Genomic DNA, 16,499 nt, shown 5'->3' with positions numbered 1-16,499 from the left:
GGTTTTTTTGGTGGACTTATGTCACAGCCTCTATTTGCTTTCTATTCTTTTATTTAAAAACACCATTATATTAATATTGAGTCTGTATGGTAATGAAAATAGCTTTTTTACTTATCGAAATATTCTGGGTAACTTTCTGAAACGATATCATAACAGCGTTGGCAAAGATCTGGAGCTTGTTGAATACTACCTACTTCAGGCCTTACAGCGCGACAACGTTGACAAATGTCTCCATCTGCTCGCTTCACTAAGACTGCAAAATCCTCAAATCTAAGGGCATTATCTGGGGCTTGATCCAAATCTTTTAAATCTAAATGAGATATCACCAACAATTGATCTAAATTATCTGCTAATTGTGTTAATTTTTGAGTTTGTTCTTGATCAAGGTATACTTCAACAGCAGCCTCAAAGGATTTTTTAATCGGATCTTGATCCTTATTTTTTGCTTCTTCTAAACCTTTATTAACTCCTGATTGAATTTTGAAAAAGATTTCCCAGTTATTAATTAAAGATTTAGAATTTTCTAGCTCTTCAACTTCAGGCATATCTTGCAATTGAACGGAACCTTCCACACCAGGTAAAGATTTCCAAGCCTCTTCACAAGTGTGAACTAAGATCGGGGTTAAAAGAATTAGAAGCTCTTTTAATACTTGGTAGATAACAGTCTGCATAGATCGGCGATTGAAAGAGTTTTGACTATCAATATAAACAATATCTTTAGCAACATTCAAATAAAAAGCAGATAAATCGGTGGAGACAAAATTCATTACTCGCTTATACAAGGAAGAATAATGGTATTCCTCATAGTCTGTTAATAAATCATCTTTAAAAGTTTGAAAATTAGCGAACATATAAGCATCTAAAGCAGTAAGTTTGTCTTTAGGCACAGCATCCTTTTTAGGATCAAAATCATTCACTAACCCCAACATAAAACGAATTGTATTTCTAATTTTACGATAGGATTCTGAAACTTGTTTTAAAATCTCATTGGATACTCTAACATCCGATTCGTAGTCAACAGTTGCAACCCATAATCGAATAATATCCGCTCCAAGTTCATCCATTACAGACTCAGGGTCAATGACATTGCCTAAAGATTTCGACATTTTTTGGCCCTTACCATCGTTCACGAAACCTTGTGACAAAACTTCTTTATAGGGTGGACAAGCAAAGGCAGCTACCGAAGTTGTAAAAGATGAATTGAACCAACCACGATATTGGTCTGACCCTTCCAAGTACATATTAGCCGGAAAGACTAGATCTTTACGCGTTTGGAGTACTCCTGCATAGGATGTTCCTGAATCAAACCATACGTCCATAATATCTGTTTCTTTTGTAAATTCTCCATTTGGCGAGCCAGGATGACTATAACCATCAGGAAGTAAGTCTGTGGCTGAACGTTCAAACCAAACATTTGAGCCTTCCTTTTCAATAAGATTTGCCACATGATTCATTACATTCGCATCTAGAATCGCTGTTCCATCTTCAGCATAGAAGATCGGTAAAGGAACTCCCCAAGCACGTTGACGAGAAATTACCCAATCTCCACGATCACGAATCATATTATAGATCCGTCGTTTTCCAGAAGGATGATGCCATTTAACCTTATGTTCAACATTATCTAGTAACTCATCACGGAATTTATCAATTGAAGCAAACCATTGAGGTGTTGCACGATAAATAACCGGTTTTTTTGTTCTCCAATCATGTGGATAGGAGTGAACAAATTCCGAATAATGAAGTAAGGAACCGTTCTCTTCTATTATTTCCAGCACTTTCTTTTGACCTTTTAGATAGAATAGTCCTTCAAAGCCAGGGGCTTCATTTGTAAAATGACCTTTTGAATCTACTGGTGACAAAACATCTAACCCATACTCTAAACCAACCCAATAGTCATCTTCCCCGTGTCCAGGTGCAGTATGAACTAATCCGGTACCAGAATCCAAAGTCACATGATCACCAAACACCAATTTGGATGGGCGATCATAAAATGGATGTTGAGCTTCAACCCCTTCAAACTGCTCTCCTTGATAGGTTTTTTCAATTGAATAATCTTGCCAACCAATTTCTTTCGCAATACTTTCAAGTAATTCCTGAGCGACAATAAAGTGACGTTCGTCAACCTTCACTTGCACATAGGTGGCTGCTTTTAGAGCAGCAATTGCCATATTGGCTGGGAGGGTCCAAGGCGTTGTCGTCCAAATCACAAACTCAGCCTGTTCATCAACTACCCCATTACCTTTTCTCACTTTAAAAGCCACATAAATCGATGGTGAAGTCACATCTTGATACTCCACTTCTGCTTCTGCTAAAGAAGATTCAGAAGACCATGACCAAAATACAGGCTTCGCCCCCTTATAGATATAGCCCTTTTCTGCCATTTTCGCAAAAACTCGAATCTGTTGTGCCTCATATTCTGGTGCCAAGGTTAAATAAGGATGATCCCAATCTCCAGAGACCCCTAAACGCTTAAAGGTTTTCATTTGTCCTTTAACCTGTTCTAAAGCATACTCCTTGCATAAATCTCTAAAATCAGTGATGCTATATTCTTTACGATTAATGCCTTTATTTTTTTGTAAGGCGGTCTCTATTGGAAGTCCGTGAGTATCCCAACCTGGTACATAAGGTGAACGATATCCTGACATTGATTTATAACGAACAATAAAGTCCTTAGTAATTTTATTTAATGCGTGTCCCATGTGAATCTTACCATTCGCATAAGGTGGTCCATCATGAAGAACCCAAGGTTCCCTAGAGATATTTTTTTCTTGGATCTTTTGATATAAATTAGCTTCTTCCCATTCAACTTGTAATTCCTTTTCCTTATTGGGCAAATTAGCACGCATAGCAAAATCAGTTTGACCCAGATTTAATGTTTCTTTTAATTTCATTTATAAATTCCTTTCTAAAAAAAATACGTCCCTCTATAAAGGGACGTTAAGACGCGGTACCACCCAAATTAATAGCAGCAACTGCTATTCGCTCTACATGGTAACGCTATTCAAGCGGAAGGGGTTACTTAGTTTCGCCCCTTCATTCATCGAGTGATAAAGTAAATAGGAGGGACTGACAGGCTTCCACCATTTTCCTGACTCGCTATAAGTATCCTACTACCCCTTGCCTCTCATTAATACTTAATTAATTATCCTCATTATATTCGTCTTCGACCGGAAGGTCAATACGGATTGTTTGACCAAAATTATCTTGATTAGATTCACCCTCTGAATCTGAACTTTCATTAATTTGTGTCCAATCAAAAACTTGTGTCTCATCAATACTATTAACATCCGATACTTCTTCATCGACTGTCATTGTTGAAGTAGGATGAATTTCTTCAACCGTAATTTCTTCAAATTCAGATACTTCTGGAATTCCAGTTTCTGGCATTTCATTATCAAGTTCAACGGACTGATCTGCCTCTGCTAATAATTCATCTGCTTTTTGCTTAGCAATAGCTTGACTCTCTTCAGTCGTTTGATCTTTGTAATTTTGAGCTGTATAGAGAGGAGTTCCTTCAAATAATTCATCATAATCATTTAAATTCAATAAATTTAAGCTTGCTTGCATTTCTTGACGAACATTTTCACGATAAACAGAAACCTTTTCTCTTAGATTCTCAACTTCAGAAAAAATATGACTGGATTGATCAGAAGCATCTCTTAGAATCCGGTCTGCATCACGTTCAGCCTCATAAAGAATCAGTTCAGCTTCTTTACGTGCATTTTGTTTTAATCGATCTGCTGCTTCCTGAGCAATAATGATTGAAGAATTAAGTGATTCTTGTAATTGGTTAAAATAATTAATTTTATCATTTGCATCCGTTAAATCTTTCGCTAACTGCTTATTCTCTTCAAGGGTTTTTTCCAATTGCACTCTAATAATATCTAAAAAATCATTAACCTGTTCGGGATCATAACCTCTAAATTTATTTGAAAATTCTTTATTCAAAATATCATTTGGTGTAACAGCCATCTTCGTTCTTCCTTTCATTAATTAACTTTTAAAATCTTAATCTGTATACGATAATTATTTTTTTTAGTCATACCCATTAGTTGCTTCAACTGAAAACGACCAAACCTTCTAACCGACACTAAATCATCCTCCTGAAGCAAAGAATCTCCACGTTCAGCCATTACAAAATTAACTTTAACCAGACCTGACTTTATCATATCCTTCGACCGCTGTCTAGAAATATGAAAGATTGACGATATTAAACTATCTAATCGTAAAGACGATGAAGTAATCACCTCAATTTCCCATTCATCGATAGGATCCACCAACTGACTAGAGTCAAGTTCCTTTAATTTAATGCCAAAATGATCGATTTTTACTAAATTTTGTTTGAAATAATCGAGCATTTTTTGATCTACAACTACTTGCCAAACCTGACCATTAGTAAAAATATCTCCCAGTCGATTTCTCTCGATACCTAAAGCAAGAAATGCTCCTAAGATCTTTGAATGCGATAAATCCCCAAATTTAATGGGATAGTCTATCTGAAGATATGATAAATCAAAATCCTCTTCTTGGACTTGATAGTAATTGGGATAAATTAATGCTCGCTGACTTTCAGACCCAATTTTTCCACCATAAAATTTAACCTTAATATCATCCTGTCGATTAACTAATTGAAGCACAATACGGCATTGCCTAGGCGTTAAAAATACCGTCAAATATGGAGCATAAGTTGAATCAACTTGCTCAATCCAGGAAAAAACTTGATCAATAAAAGACGCCTCTTCAGGTCGATAATGCTGATAGATTATTGAATCCATTCAATCACGCTAAAAGATTAATTATTATATAAATTAATCCTCTTTGAATAAAATTTAAAACAAATAGTGCAATAATTACATTAAATGAAATTCCACCAATAGAAGGAATAAAACGATCAAATATATCTAAATAAGGTCGAACTAGTTTTTGAATTAATTGCCCTAATTGACTATCTCGTGCACCTGGAAGCCAAGACATTAATGCATATGCAACAAGCAATAACGAATAAATTCTAAAAATATTATTTACAAAAGATAAGATAACAACCAATGACAAATTATCACTTCTTTCTTTAAAGAATAAATCGAAAAGAGGCTGCAACTCAAAGTCACATCCTCCTTTCATACAAAATCAACAATTATTGACAGAATGATCTAAGTTTTTAGAATACTCGTCAATCATTATCTGATAAATCCACAAAAGATCACAAAGATACAGACAATTATCTACCAATTAATGACGATTTCTCTTACGGAAGAAAGGAGGTGTATCTAATTCATCATGGTCTTGACTATCTGCTTGTTTAACTTTTGACTCAGTATGTTCAAATAAACGTTCAGGTTTTGCTTGATTAGCATCTACCTCTTCGACATCTCGAGTAATTGTTTCACGTTTTATATCCCAATCACTAAACAAATCTTTTTTGTTTTCGGTCTTTCTATTGGCCGGAAGTTCAAAATCTTGAGACGCATTGGCGTAGTTTACCCCCGGATCATTTTCCATAACTGAATTTTTTTGAACTGGTTTCTGATTAAAACTTGGGCGATTTTGACGGAGAGCTTGTTGTTTATTAAGTGATGTCTTTTCTGAATCGATCCCTGTTGCAATAACTGTAACTACAACTTCATCGCCTAAACTTTCATTGATTGATGTACCAAAAATGATATTCACTTCATCACTAGAAGCTGCTGCAATAATTTCACTTGCATCTTGAGCTTCAAACAAGCTTAAGTCTGGTCCACCCGTTACATTAAGAAGAATTTGCTCTGCCCCATCAATTGATACTTCTAATAGTGGGGAGGAAATAGCCTTTTTAGTTGCTTCAGCAGTTCGGTTTTCACCTGAAGCAGATCCAATTCCCATTAATGCTGTTCCTTGATCTTTCATTACCGTCTTAACATCAGCAAAATCCAAATTAATAAAACCTGGTGATACAATCAAATCACTAATTCCTTGAACACCTTGTCTTAAAACATTATCTGCCTCTGAAAAGGCCTCTAGCATTGGTGTTTTACGATCTACCACTTCCAATAATCGATTATTAGAAATCACTACTAAAGTATCTACCGCTTCTTTTAAGTTTTGTAATCCCTCAGCTGCAAATCGGCCTCTCTTTGGACCTTCAAAGGTAAACGGTCTAGTTACGACCCCCACAGTTAAAGCACCCATGTCTTTAGCAATTTTTGCCACAACAGGAGCAGCACCTGTCCCGGTTCCACCACCCATTCCAGCTGTAACAAATACTAAATCTGCTCCTTCTAAAGCTTGACGAATTTGCTCTTCCGACTCTTGAGCAGCTTTAAGACCCACATCAGGCAAGGAGCCTGCTCCCAAGCCTTTAGTAATCTTAGGGCCTAATTGAATCTTAGTTTCAGCTTGAGATGATTGTAGAGCTTGGGTATCCGTATTTGCTGCAATGAATTCGACTCCTTGAACTTCTTCAGTAATCATACGATTCACTGCATTTCCACCTGCTCCACCAACACCGATCACTTTAATAATCGCACCTTGTTTATTCATAGTTGAATCAAAAGAAACTTCCATTATATTTCCTCCTTAAAGCATATTAATTAATCAAAAAAGGTTTGGAAAAATGAGCGAATTTGCTCAATTAATCCACCTGCTGGATTCTTAGACGCCTTCATCTCCTGAGAATAACTCAAGGGTTCTTGTGAATAATACATAGCGTCTTCAAAGTGTTCCTCATCCGCTGAAGGAGCATGATCAAATTGATAATAATCTGAGTCAGCACGTCTCATTTGCTTGGATGAGTATTCAGAACCCGAGTAAGGAGTTATTTGACCAGAACGATCCTTTCTAATTTGTGCTTGTCTATTCTGATCTCGAATATCTTTTTGAGCTAACGACTCTCGTTCGAATGAAAAGTCTTCTTGTCCATACCGATCATCGTTGGTCATTGAAGGATATGAATTTTGATTCGACGGAGTAGCTATTTGCTTACTACGAAATGTTGCCTGAGCAATTCGATGAACATCATCCAACTGGCTCACATATTGAACCATTCCTAAAGAGGTCGTGTAAATTGGATTCCGCATTCCCATCTGTTCCGGAATATATAAGCGTACATTCTGTCCAAAATATTTTTTGGCCAGTTCTAGTACACCTGGAAGACTCGAAGCTCCTCCTGTTAGAACAAATCCTCCTGGTAAGTCCATTGCATCAACCGCAGTCAAATCTTCTTTTATGGTCTCAAAAATTTGAACCAAACGTGCTTCAATAATTTCAGATAAATAACGTTCATCAACTCGAACAGGCTCTTTACGTCCAACTGTTTCAACTGGAAAATACTCTTCTGGTGAAGTAGCCGAAGATACAGCATATCCATACTCACGTTTAATTCTTTCTGCTGATTCTAATGATGTATTAAGGATTAAAGAAATATCCTTAGTAACATAGTCTCCGCCTTCTTGATCTACAAACGAATACTTTAATTGTTTATCATATATAATTGAAGCGGATGTCTGTCCGCCTCCCATATCAATAAGGACCGTACCAAATTCACATTCGTCCTCAGATAGTGCAACGGAAGCAATCGCTTGAGGATGGAGGACAAATTCAGAGATCTGCAATCCGGCCCGCTCAACACAACGTCGGATATTGTGAATAATCGTCCGAGGTCCCGTTAACAAGCGAGCATAAAGTTCTAAACGAACGCCAATCATCCCTCGAGGATCTCTAATTCCACTAAAACCATCTACAATAAATTCTTCTGGTAAAATAGCAATTACTTCTCGTTCTGGCGAAACAGATCGAACTTTCGCAGCAGAAATCACATTATCAACATCTTTAGCGGTTATTTCACGATTCTCACTTGCGACCGCGATCATTCCGTGACAATCATCAATCGCTAACTTATTACTTGGGATCCCCACAACAACATCGTTAATCCGAACGGACGCTTTTCTTTCAGCTTGTTCAATCGCCCTTTGAATGGAAAGAACAGTTTCATCAATATCAACAATGACTCCTCGACTAATACCTCTTGATTTTTCATTACCAACACCGATAATATTCACATGTCCATTCATATATTCGGCAACAACAACTTTAATTGACGTTGTCCCAATATCTAAACTAACCATAATTTCTTGATTCCGCATTCAGGTGTGAACCTCCTTCGATTCCCCTTTAATTATGCTGAGTGAGCATAATTCATTACTCTAATACTAGCATAATCAATATTTTTTTAAAATAAATTCTTATTGGATGTTACCAATTCGTAATCTAACTTATCCTAATTATGATTGAGTTTAACCGAATTAGTATCTTCTTGAAATGGCGTAAAATACGCTCCTACTTCAAGATCAATTGTTCCCTGTCGTTCCTTAAGTTGAGCTTTAATTTGAGGATAAAATGCCATTTTCTCCGCTAAAGTTGGAATAATCGCTTTAACAATATTCCCATCTTTCATTTTCAATTCAACATGCGTTGTTTTTTGTGGATCCGATGATGGAGCCACTGAATCAACTTCTAACAAAACCTTTGGATCCAAAGTTGACAAGGCTTGACCGAGCTCCTTAAGATGCTGCTTATCAAAGGACAAATCAATTAAAGGCAATTGATCAACCATTGAAGCCAAAGAAGAAGTTTGATCTTCCAAAACTTCCCCTGAACTATAAAAGGGAAAGGTCCCAGAATCTGTTTTAACAAAAGCAACAGGTTGATATTCCTTAACCTCAAAGTTAATCCCTGTCCAATCAGGTCTTTCAATTTTTACATCCGCTACAACTGGATTCATCTGACGAATAAAGCTTTCAATCTCGGGCCTTCTTTTTAAAAAAGGTTTGGCTTTAGCAAAAGGATCCCATTGAACACCTTCAAGAATACTTTGTGCACTGACTGCTTGATTACCGACAACTCGCACTTGATTTATTTTATTAAAGGGTAGAATTTCCCAACCTGACCAAATCATTACGGCGTAGACCAAAACTAAACCTAAGGCTATTTTGTGCCATCCTATTGGAAGTCCCTTTTTTAACCCGTTCATATATGATTGAGTAGATGGAACCTGCTTTCTACGAATTGATAATGAGCTATTTCTTGAACTTGAGAAAGAGTTCTTATAGTTTCTAACAAATGGTTCGGTGTTCGATTCTCTTTTTGAAGCTGTTTGGAAATCCCAATTATTCCGCATTGGATATACATTTTCTGGTACAACATCCGATAAATCTCGATCATCCATCAGAACATTTTTGGGAAGGATTGGATTTCCCTTCGCATCCAAACGATAATTTCCTATAGGAGCAGAAATGGGTTGATACTTTCGTTGATCAATAATTTCTCGTTGATGTTGATAATTATTCTTTAAACTTGGATTCAAACGATAATTAACCATTATTCTCCTCCACTAAATTTATTAATCCTTTATATTTTCCAATAATTTAATAATCCGATCGCTTGCATCACGAATTCCTAATCTACCAGCATTTTTACTCATGGTATCTAAAGAAATACCGTCATGCATTAATCGATCAACCATTTCCTCTAAACGTTCATGATTCAAGTCCTTCTCTAAAATCATCTCAGCTGCTGATTCTTTTACTAAAGACTGTGCATTAGCTTCTTGATGGTTAGCAGTTACGTAGGGGCTAGGTATTAATATACTTGGTAAAGAAAGGGCTGTTAGTTCGGTTAAAGTAGTAGCACCAGCTCGACAAACTACTAAGTCGATGACTGGAAACAGCTCTGGCATATTGTCAATATAAGCTAGAACTCGTACATTTGCACTTGAATTGATCTCCTCTAATTTTTTTTGATCCAGGCTCGAATAATGATCTCGACCTGTCACGATTATCACTTGATAATTACTCTTTAACCAATGATCTATTCCTTCTAAAGCAGCTTGATTAATTGCTGGCGCTCCTCTTGAACCGCCAAAAATAAGGAGTGTTCTTTTAGAATTATCTAAATCAAATTCTCTAGAAAGAATCATAGGATCGCTCTTAATTTGACAAGCTTCTTGTCCTCTTGGATTTCCCGTCAGTCGAATCTTATGGGTATATTTTTTGAAGTCTTTTCTAACATCATCAAAGCAGATGGCAATCTTATCGACAAATCGAGCTAAAAACTTATTTGTAATGCCAGCAATCGAATTTTGTTCATGGATTAAGGTTGGAATTCCCAAACGACTGGCCGCAAGAATAACCGGACCACAGACGTAGCCCCCCGTTCCAACAACAACATCGGGGTTAAATTCCCGAATAATTTTTTTTGCTTTATGAGTAGCCGCTAGCATTTTATAACCAACGAGTAAATTTTCTAGTGAAAGGGACCGCTTGATTCCTTCAATTTCAATTGAGGCAAAGTTCAAACCTGCTTTAGGAACGATCGCTGACTCCAGGCCACGTTTTGTTCCAATATAAAGAACTTCAAGCTCAGGATTTTTCTCTTTCATTCGCCGATATAAGGCCATCGCTGGATAAATATGTCCCCCAGTTCCTCCCCCAGAAAAAATAATGCGCTTAATTTCTTTCATTTTTCTCCTTCTCCTCTAAATAGCCTTTAACTAATTCACAGAATGCCTTTCCTCGCACCTCATAGTTTGGATACTGATCCCAAGATGCACAAGCGGGTGAGAACAAAACCACTTCATCTTCTAAAGGATAATCATAAAATGCTTTAAATGCTTGTTCAAGCGTATCCGCTAAAAAAATTGTAGGGACCTCTGCCACTTTTAAATGAGTATATAATTTTTTTGCAGATTGTCCAAATAAATAAGCTGCTTTAACTTTCTTAAACTCTTCTTCCAATTCTTGAAAGTCATTTCCGCGATCTAATCCTCCTGCAAAATATACAATATCTCGATCTTTAAAACTTCTTAAAGCAGTTAAACTTGCTAAGGGATTCGTCGCCTTAGAATCATTATAAAAATCAGCTTTATGATACTTTCCTACCCACTGAATTCGATGAGCAATCCCTTCAAAGTTCATTACCACTGAACGAATAATCTCAGATTTAACATTTTCAATAGACGCTACCGCCACCGCTGCTAAAACATTTTCTACATTATGTTCTCCTGGAAGTGGAATTTCTTCAATTTTCATAATTTTTTTATCTTGATAATACACATAACCATTTAAACAATAAGCTCCTTCTTTAATAACCGATTTTCTAGAAAAAGGAACTTTTCTGGCAGGACAATCTTCAAAATAGGAAGCCAAGTCTTCTTGATCGGCATTGTACACTAAGTAATCTTTGTTCGTTAAATTTTTAATCAGATTCAACTTAGCCTCTATATACGCTTGACGTGTCTTATGATAGTCAAGGTGTGCTTCATAAATATTAGTAAAAACAGCGATATGAGGTCTTAATTGATCAATCCCCAATAACTGAAAACTAGATAATTCCATAACAACTTGGTCACAAGCTTTAGCCTTTTGCACAACATCAATAGCCGGAATCCCTATATTTCCCGCTGCGTAACTATTGCCCTCAAGTCCTTGATCTAAGATTTTTTGAATTAAAGAAACAGTTGTTGTTTTTCCATTTGATCCAGTAACAGCAATAAGTTCAGACTGATTAAGCTGGTAAGCTAATTCTACATCTGTGTAAATTGGAATATTTTGCTGCTGTGCTTCCTGAATTAAAGGTAATTCATATGGAATAATTGGGCTTTTTACAATCCAATCAATCCCATCTAAAACACTTAAAGGATGTCCGCCATCAATGACTTCAACACCTTTTTGTTTTAATCTTATTGCAGACTCATCCTTCGACAAGTCGGATTGATTGTTTAGACGAACCCGTATTCCTTTCTTAATCAATAGTTCAATCACACTTTTACTTGAGATGCCATACCCTAACACCAAAACTCGGGAAGTACTTTGCCAATTAACCATTCTATCACTCTCTTTACTAATAAATTAGAAAAAAATTGAAAAATAGATCAAACTACTAATCAATCCTGTTAACCAAAATACAAGGACAACTTTTTCCTCCGACCATCCACTCATTTCAAAATGATGATGAATCGGACTCATCTTAAAAATACGCTTACCGGTCAACTTAAAAGAAGCCACTTGTAGAATAACGGATGCAGTCTCAATCACAAAGACCAAACCGATGATTAACAAAGACCAAGGATTAGACAGTAGGACCGAAATAAGCGCCAATCCAGCTCCAAGAGCTAGAGAACCAACGTCCCCCATAAAAATTTTTGCTGGTTTATGATTAAAAAATAGAAAACCTAATAAACTTCCCACTACAATCATACAGAATAAAGCAATCACTGGTTCAGATTGTTTTTGCGCTAAATAGAAATAGGAAGTATAAGCGATAATATTTAACCCTGTAGCTAGCCCATCTAACCCATCGGTTAAATTAACCGCATTGGAAAAACCTGTGATCCAAATAAAGATAAAAATTGCCAAAAAGAGCCAGTGATCAATTTGCCAACCAAGCAAAGGAATATAGACTGGCCACTTAATAAAATATATCATCAACATAATGAATGCTGAAAAAGCGAGTTGAGCTAAAAATTTTTGTTTTGGCTTCAGCCCTTCATTTTGATGATGAAAAATCGACAGAAAATCATCCACAAAACCAATAGCTGCAAATAATAAGAAATTTAATAAAATAATCAATACTTTTCCTAAAGAAAGTTTTAAAATTAAAGCAAAGATAAGAAATACAAGACAGCTTACCAAAACAAAAACAGTACCTCCCATAGTAGGTGTCCCTGTTTTTACTTGATGCCACTTTGGCCCTTCTTCACGCGTAGTCTGACCAATCTTCTTTCTAGTAAAGTATGTCATAAAGATAGGAGTGATTATTAAACTTAATAATCCAGCAACCACAAATGCTAAAAATACAACCATACTATTCCTCCTTTATTTTTGCATCAAACGACGAATCGTCTCGATTACCACTTCTGCCTCATTATATGGAACATAGTCATCTCCCAAAACCTGATAACTTTCTCCCCCTTTTCCAGCAAAAAGTAGTACATCATCATCATTCGCATCTAGCAACATTTTTTCAATTGCCTCTTCACGTTTTTCAATAAGATGATACGGAACCTCATCATGGTCAGCTACCATTTCACTGACAATTTTATCAACGGGTTCATGACGTGGGTTATCCGCTGTAAAATAAATTTCATCAGCATAATTAAATAAGATATCGCCTAGTCCTGGCCTTGCAGCAGAATCTCTATTACCGCCCGAATGACCAAACATTACTCTTAGTCGACCTTTGGTATGCGGACGCAATTCTTCGATAACTTTTTGTAAAGCATCACCAGTATGTGCAAAATCTACGACAACTGTGTAGGGTTGACCTTCATTAATCACTTGCATCCGACCACTCACACCTGGAAATTGTTGTGTTGCTTGCAAAATATCAGTGGCTGAATAACCATAGTATAATTTTAAACATAAAAATGCAGCCATATAATTCATAACATTATAATGTCCTAGCATATTTAAAGATACCGGATACCGTTCTCCTTTATAATGCAAACTAAAATTCATAATCCCATTTGATGATTGAATATCATCCGCATAGGCAGTTGCGCTTGGATCAATCATGGAATAAGTTGCCAGAGCAGCCCCAGTAGCCTGATACATCACCTTCGCATAATGATCATCTTGATTAACAATTGCTAACTTGGCTTTATGATTTTTAAACGATTGACCCAGTTGTGCAAAAAGCAAGCTCTTTGCGTTTGCATAATTATCCATTGTCTTATGGAAATCTAAATGCTCTCTGGTTAAATTAGTAAAAATAGCGCAGTCTACCTGAGTTTGCCACAGACGACCTAAAACTAAGGCATGCGAAGATGCTTCAATCACCGCATCTTGACAACCTGCATCTAACATCTCACTAAATAGTTTTTGCATCTTCAGCGAGTTTGGTGTGGTATTTACTGCTGGAAAATACTGATCTGCCACCTTATAATGGATGGTTCCAATCATTCCAGTTGTATGGCCAAGCACTTCTAACATATAAGAAATCATATTACTAATTGTTGTTTTACCGTTTGTACCTGTAACAGCGATAATATCCAGTTTTTCTGACGGCTGATCATAAAAACGACTGGCTAAAATAGCCTGGGCTCGGTCCGTTGAAATGACTTTAACGAGACAAGTACCATTAAACCGTGCTTCTTTTATTTGCTCTTCTGTCGCTTCTTCTAAAATAATTAAAGGAATACGCTTTTGAATTAATTCGTCGACCGCCTGGTGACCGTCAAAATGCTCACCCCGAATAGCAATAAAGGCACTTGAATCATTGGCTTCGCGGCTATCATTGACAACACTGAAAATCTCTCCCGTAAAAAATGCTTCCGTTAAACAATGGTAATTAACCAAGGAATCAATCAGTTCTTGAATATACATGTAAGTCATCCTTTCTAATGATTTATCATAACCGCATCAACCAAAGGATGAAAGACTTCTGATACAATTTGAGTACCTGATTTTCCACCCATTTGTTGGGGTTGTTTTACAAAAATATAGACCATATATTGAGGAGATTCTGCAGGAAAAAAACTCACCACTGAAAAATAATAATCATTTTTCCCTTGTAAGTATCCTTGACTATTAGGATCAGCTATTTCAGCAGTCCCTGTTTTAGCAGCGACACGTAGGTCACTTCTTTTAAATGCCTGGCCCGTACCATGTTTAGAGCTAACCGCTTCTTCCATTACTTTTAAAACGTGATTTGCTGCTTCATGAGAGAAAGCTTGTCCTAATACTTGGCGCTTATAACTTTGATTGGCTACATGTTCAATATATTGAATTTTAAGCATTTCTCCCTGATTAGCAATACTCGTAAAAGCCTGCATTAATTGAATAGGGGTTGCGGAAAATCCTTGTCCAAATCCCGACATAATTCGAGAAACAGGATTTGAAAAATCAAGGTTTCCGGTTGTTTCATTCGGTAATCGACTGGCTGTAGTCGTTCCAAACCCCATTTTTCTTAACGAGGTAACCCAATTATCATCACCCATTCGTTTCACTAATTCTACCATACCTACGTTTGAAGAGCGGATTAATCCTTCATCAAAATTCAACCAACCCCAACCGTATTTATTATAATCCCTAACAGTGTAATTATACACTTCAACACTTCCAGACTTAAAGCCATCATTTTCTTTAATGACACCCTGATCGATCGCTTCCGCCATTGTTAAGATCTTGATAGTCGATCCCGGTTCATAAGCCGCTTCAACCATCAAATTTTGCCACAAATCATCAATTCCTTCTTTAGTATTTAAATTAAAAGAAGGTCTTTGACCAGCCGCTAAAAGTTTCCCTGAATTTACTTCTACCAGATAAGCACCAACTTGCTTTGGCTGATAACGCCTATAAATATCTTGTAAAATATCTTCTAAGCCATTTTGTAAACGATGATCTAGTGTTAAATAAATGTCTTGTCCAACAGGATAGTCGTTTGGACCCATTTGGTTTTCACCACTTAGCCAATCATCATAAGCTGCTTCAATTCCTGATTCTCCTTTAAAAATGACTTGATGTGGATCCATCTCTTGAACTTTTTTAACATAGCCAATTAAATGTGAAGCATAAAAATCATTAATATACATTCGGCTTGTTTCTGAATGAAAGCCGATTCCAGATAAATCTTGATTTTCAATAGCTTCCTTGGTTTGGGGGCTCAACTTTGCTCCTGCACTACCAAACTCAACTTGATCAACATTAGGAGTTTGTAAATAAGCTAATATTTCTTCCGGACTCAAGTCTAAATAGTTAGACAAGACTTGAGCGGTCTTTTCGTAGTCTTTAACGATCTTTCCTTCGGCCCAATCCCCCTTTAAAACAGCATAAATAGAATAAGAAGTAGTATCCATGGCTATAGGCTGTCCTTTATGGTCATAAAGATTGCCTCTTCTCGCTAGTTCGATACTACTTCTATTAGGTACTGATTGATTGAGTTGGGTTAGGTCAACTTGATTTACTTTCTTAACAAGAGCTAATTGAGCATAACGTCCTAATAAGACAATAATTGCCACTACAACAATTGCCATAAAAATAATCACATTATTTCGTGAGTTTTCTAAATTTTCTTTATATTTTATTTGCTTCATTAGTCGATTTCCCTCACACGATCTGGTGATTGTTGCATCCCATTTTCCTCTGCAATTTCTTTTATTTTTTGATAATCAAAATTTTGAGCAATATTATTTAATAATATGTCCATTTCCTTTAATTGGTCTTCTTGCGCACTTTGAATTTGAAGGAGCTCAGCATGCACACTTTGTTTTTGCCACATGAAGTATAAACTCAAAAAAGCTAACAATAGACTTGAGATAACTAATAAAGCAAAGACAAACCGTGATAAATTGATGCCCTTTTTTGGTATGGAAAGAGTCTCTGTATCAACTGTTTCTTGTTCAAATGGTTCTAAATCAAGTTGCTTTACTGCAGAGCCATCAAATGAAGATGTAAAAAATGATCCATCTCTAGTAGACCGCTGACTTTGATTTAAATGTTTAAGCTGATTTCTAGCTGATGAATCCATTT

General features: G+C 36.4%; 13 protein-coding genes. All 13 read right to left on the bottom strand.

The features are described 5' to 3' along the window. Positions 1-107: 107 nt before the first annotated feature. On the bottom strand, positions 108-2,891 hold the full coding sequence (ileS, locus tag HMPREF2758_RS07495) for an isoleucine--tRNA ligase (RefSeq protein ID WP_070609808.1): 2,784 nt from the start codon (positions 2,889-2,891) through the stop codon (positions 108-110). 247 nt (positions 2,892-3,138) lie between these two features. Next, positions 3,139-3,972, bottom strand: coding sequence for a DivIVA domain-containing protein (locus HMPREF2758_RS07490; RefSeq protein ID WP_016647607.1), 834 nt, complete (start codon positions 3,970-3,972; stop codon positions 3,139-3,141). A 17-nt stretch (positions 3,973-3,989) separates the two neighbouring features. Then, positions 3,990-4,775, bottom strand: a complete 786-nt coding sequence (locus tag HMPREF2758_RS07485) for a YlmH family RNA-binding protein (RefSeq protein ID WP_070609807.1) — start codon at positions 4,773-4,775, stop codon at positions 3,990-3,992. Between the two features lie 4 nt (positions 4,776-4,779). Further along, entirely contained in the window at positions 4,780-5,121 is a 342-nt protein-coding gene (locus HMPREF2758_RS07480; protein ID WP_070609806.1) for a YggT family protein, read from the bottom strand. A 108-nt stretch (positions 5,122-5,229) separates the two neighbouring features. Further along, on the bottom strand, positions 5,230-6,540 hold the full coding sequence (gene ftsZ, locus HMPREF2758_RS07475) for a cell division protein FtsZ (RefSeq protein WP_070609805.1): 1,311 nt from the start codon (positions 6,538-6,540) through the stop codon (positions 5,230-5,232). A gap of 26 nt (positions 6,541-6,566) precedes the next feature. Continuing rightward, positions 6,567-8,117 (bottom strand): cell division protein FtsA, encoded by a 1,551-nt coding sequence (ftsA, locus tag HMPREF2758_RS07470; protein ID WP_070609804.1) that lies wholly within the window; start codon positions 8,115-8,117, stop codon positions 6,567-6,569. Between the two features lie 134 nt (positions 8,118-8,251). After that, a complete protein-coding gene (locus HMPREF2758_RS07465; RefSeq protein WP_070609803.1) occupies positions 8,252-9,352 on the bottom strand; it encodes a cell division protein FtsQ/DivIB in 1,101 nt (366 codons plus the stop codon). Positions 9,353-9,373: 21 nt separating this feature from the next. Continuing rightward, a complete protein-coding gene (gene murG / locus HMPREF2758_RS07460) occupies positions 9,374-10,492 on the bottom strand; it encodes an undecaprenyldiphospho-muramoylpentapeptide beta-N-acetylglucosaminyltransferase (RefSeq protein ID WP_070609802.1) in 1,119 nt (372 codons plus the stop codon). Then, complete coding sequence (gene murD / locus HMPREF2758_RS07455) at positions 10,479-11,855, bottom strand: UDP-N-acetylmuramoyl-L-alanine--D-glutamate ligase (protein ID WP_070609801.1); 1,377 nt, start codon at positions 11,853-11,855, stop codon at positions 10,479-10,481. Before murD ends, murG begins: the two co-directional genes overlap by 14 nt. A gap of 24 nt (positions 11,856-11,879) precedes the next feature. Next, positions 11,880-12,833 carry a phospho-N-acetylmuramoyl-pentapeptide-transferase gene (gene mraY / locus HMPREF2758_RS07450; RefSeq protein ID WP_070609800.1) on the bottom strand — a complete coding sequence of 318 codons (954 nt, stop codon included), beginning with the start codon at positions 12,831-12,833 and terminating at the stop codon, positions 11,880-11,882. Between the two features lie 12 nt (positions 12,834-12,845). Beyond that, entirely contained in the window at positions 12,846-14,354 is a 1,509-nt protein-coding gene (locus HMPREF2758_RS07445; RefSeq protein ID WP_070609799.1) for a UDP-N-acetylmuramoyl-L-alanyl-D-glutamate--2,6-diaminopimelate ligase, read from the bottom strand. Between the two features lie 14 nt (positions 14,355-14,368). Beyond that, positions 14,369-16,063 (bottom strand): peptidoglycan D,D-transpeptidase FtsI family protein, encoded by a 1,695-nt coding sequence (locus HMPREF2758_RS07440; protein ID WP_070609798.1) that lies wholly within the window; start codon positions 16,061-16,063, stop codon positions 14,369-14,371. Continuing rightward, positions 16,063-16,497 carry a hypothetical protein gene (locus HMPREF2758_RS07435; RefSeq protein ID WP_070609797.1) on the bottom strand — a complete coding sequence of 145 codons (435 nt, stop codon included), beginning with the start codon at positions 16,495-16,497 and terminating at the stop codon, positions 16,063-16,065. The genes HMPREF2758_RS07440 and HMPREF2758_RS07435 overlap by 1 nt, the downstream gene beginning before the upstream one ends. Between the last annotated feature and the right edge of the window lie 2 nt (positions 16,498-16,499).

The organism is Facklamia sp. HMSC062C11 (genome assembly GCF_001810675.1).
GTDB classification, from domain to species: domain Bacteria; phylum Bacillota; class Bacilli; order Lactobacillales; family Aerococcaceae; genus Facklamia; species Facklamia hominis.
The sequence above is the reverse complement of the archived record's forward strand: the minus strand, read 5'-3'. Positions and strand labels throughout refer to the sequence as shown.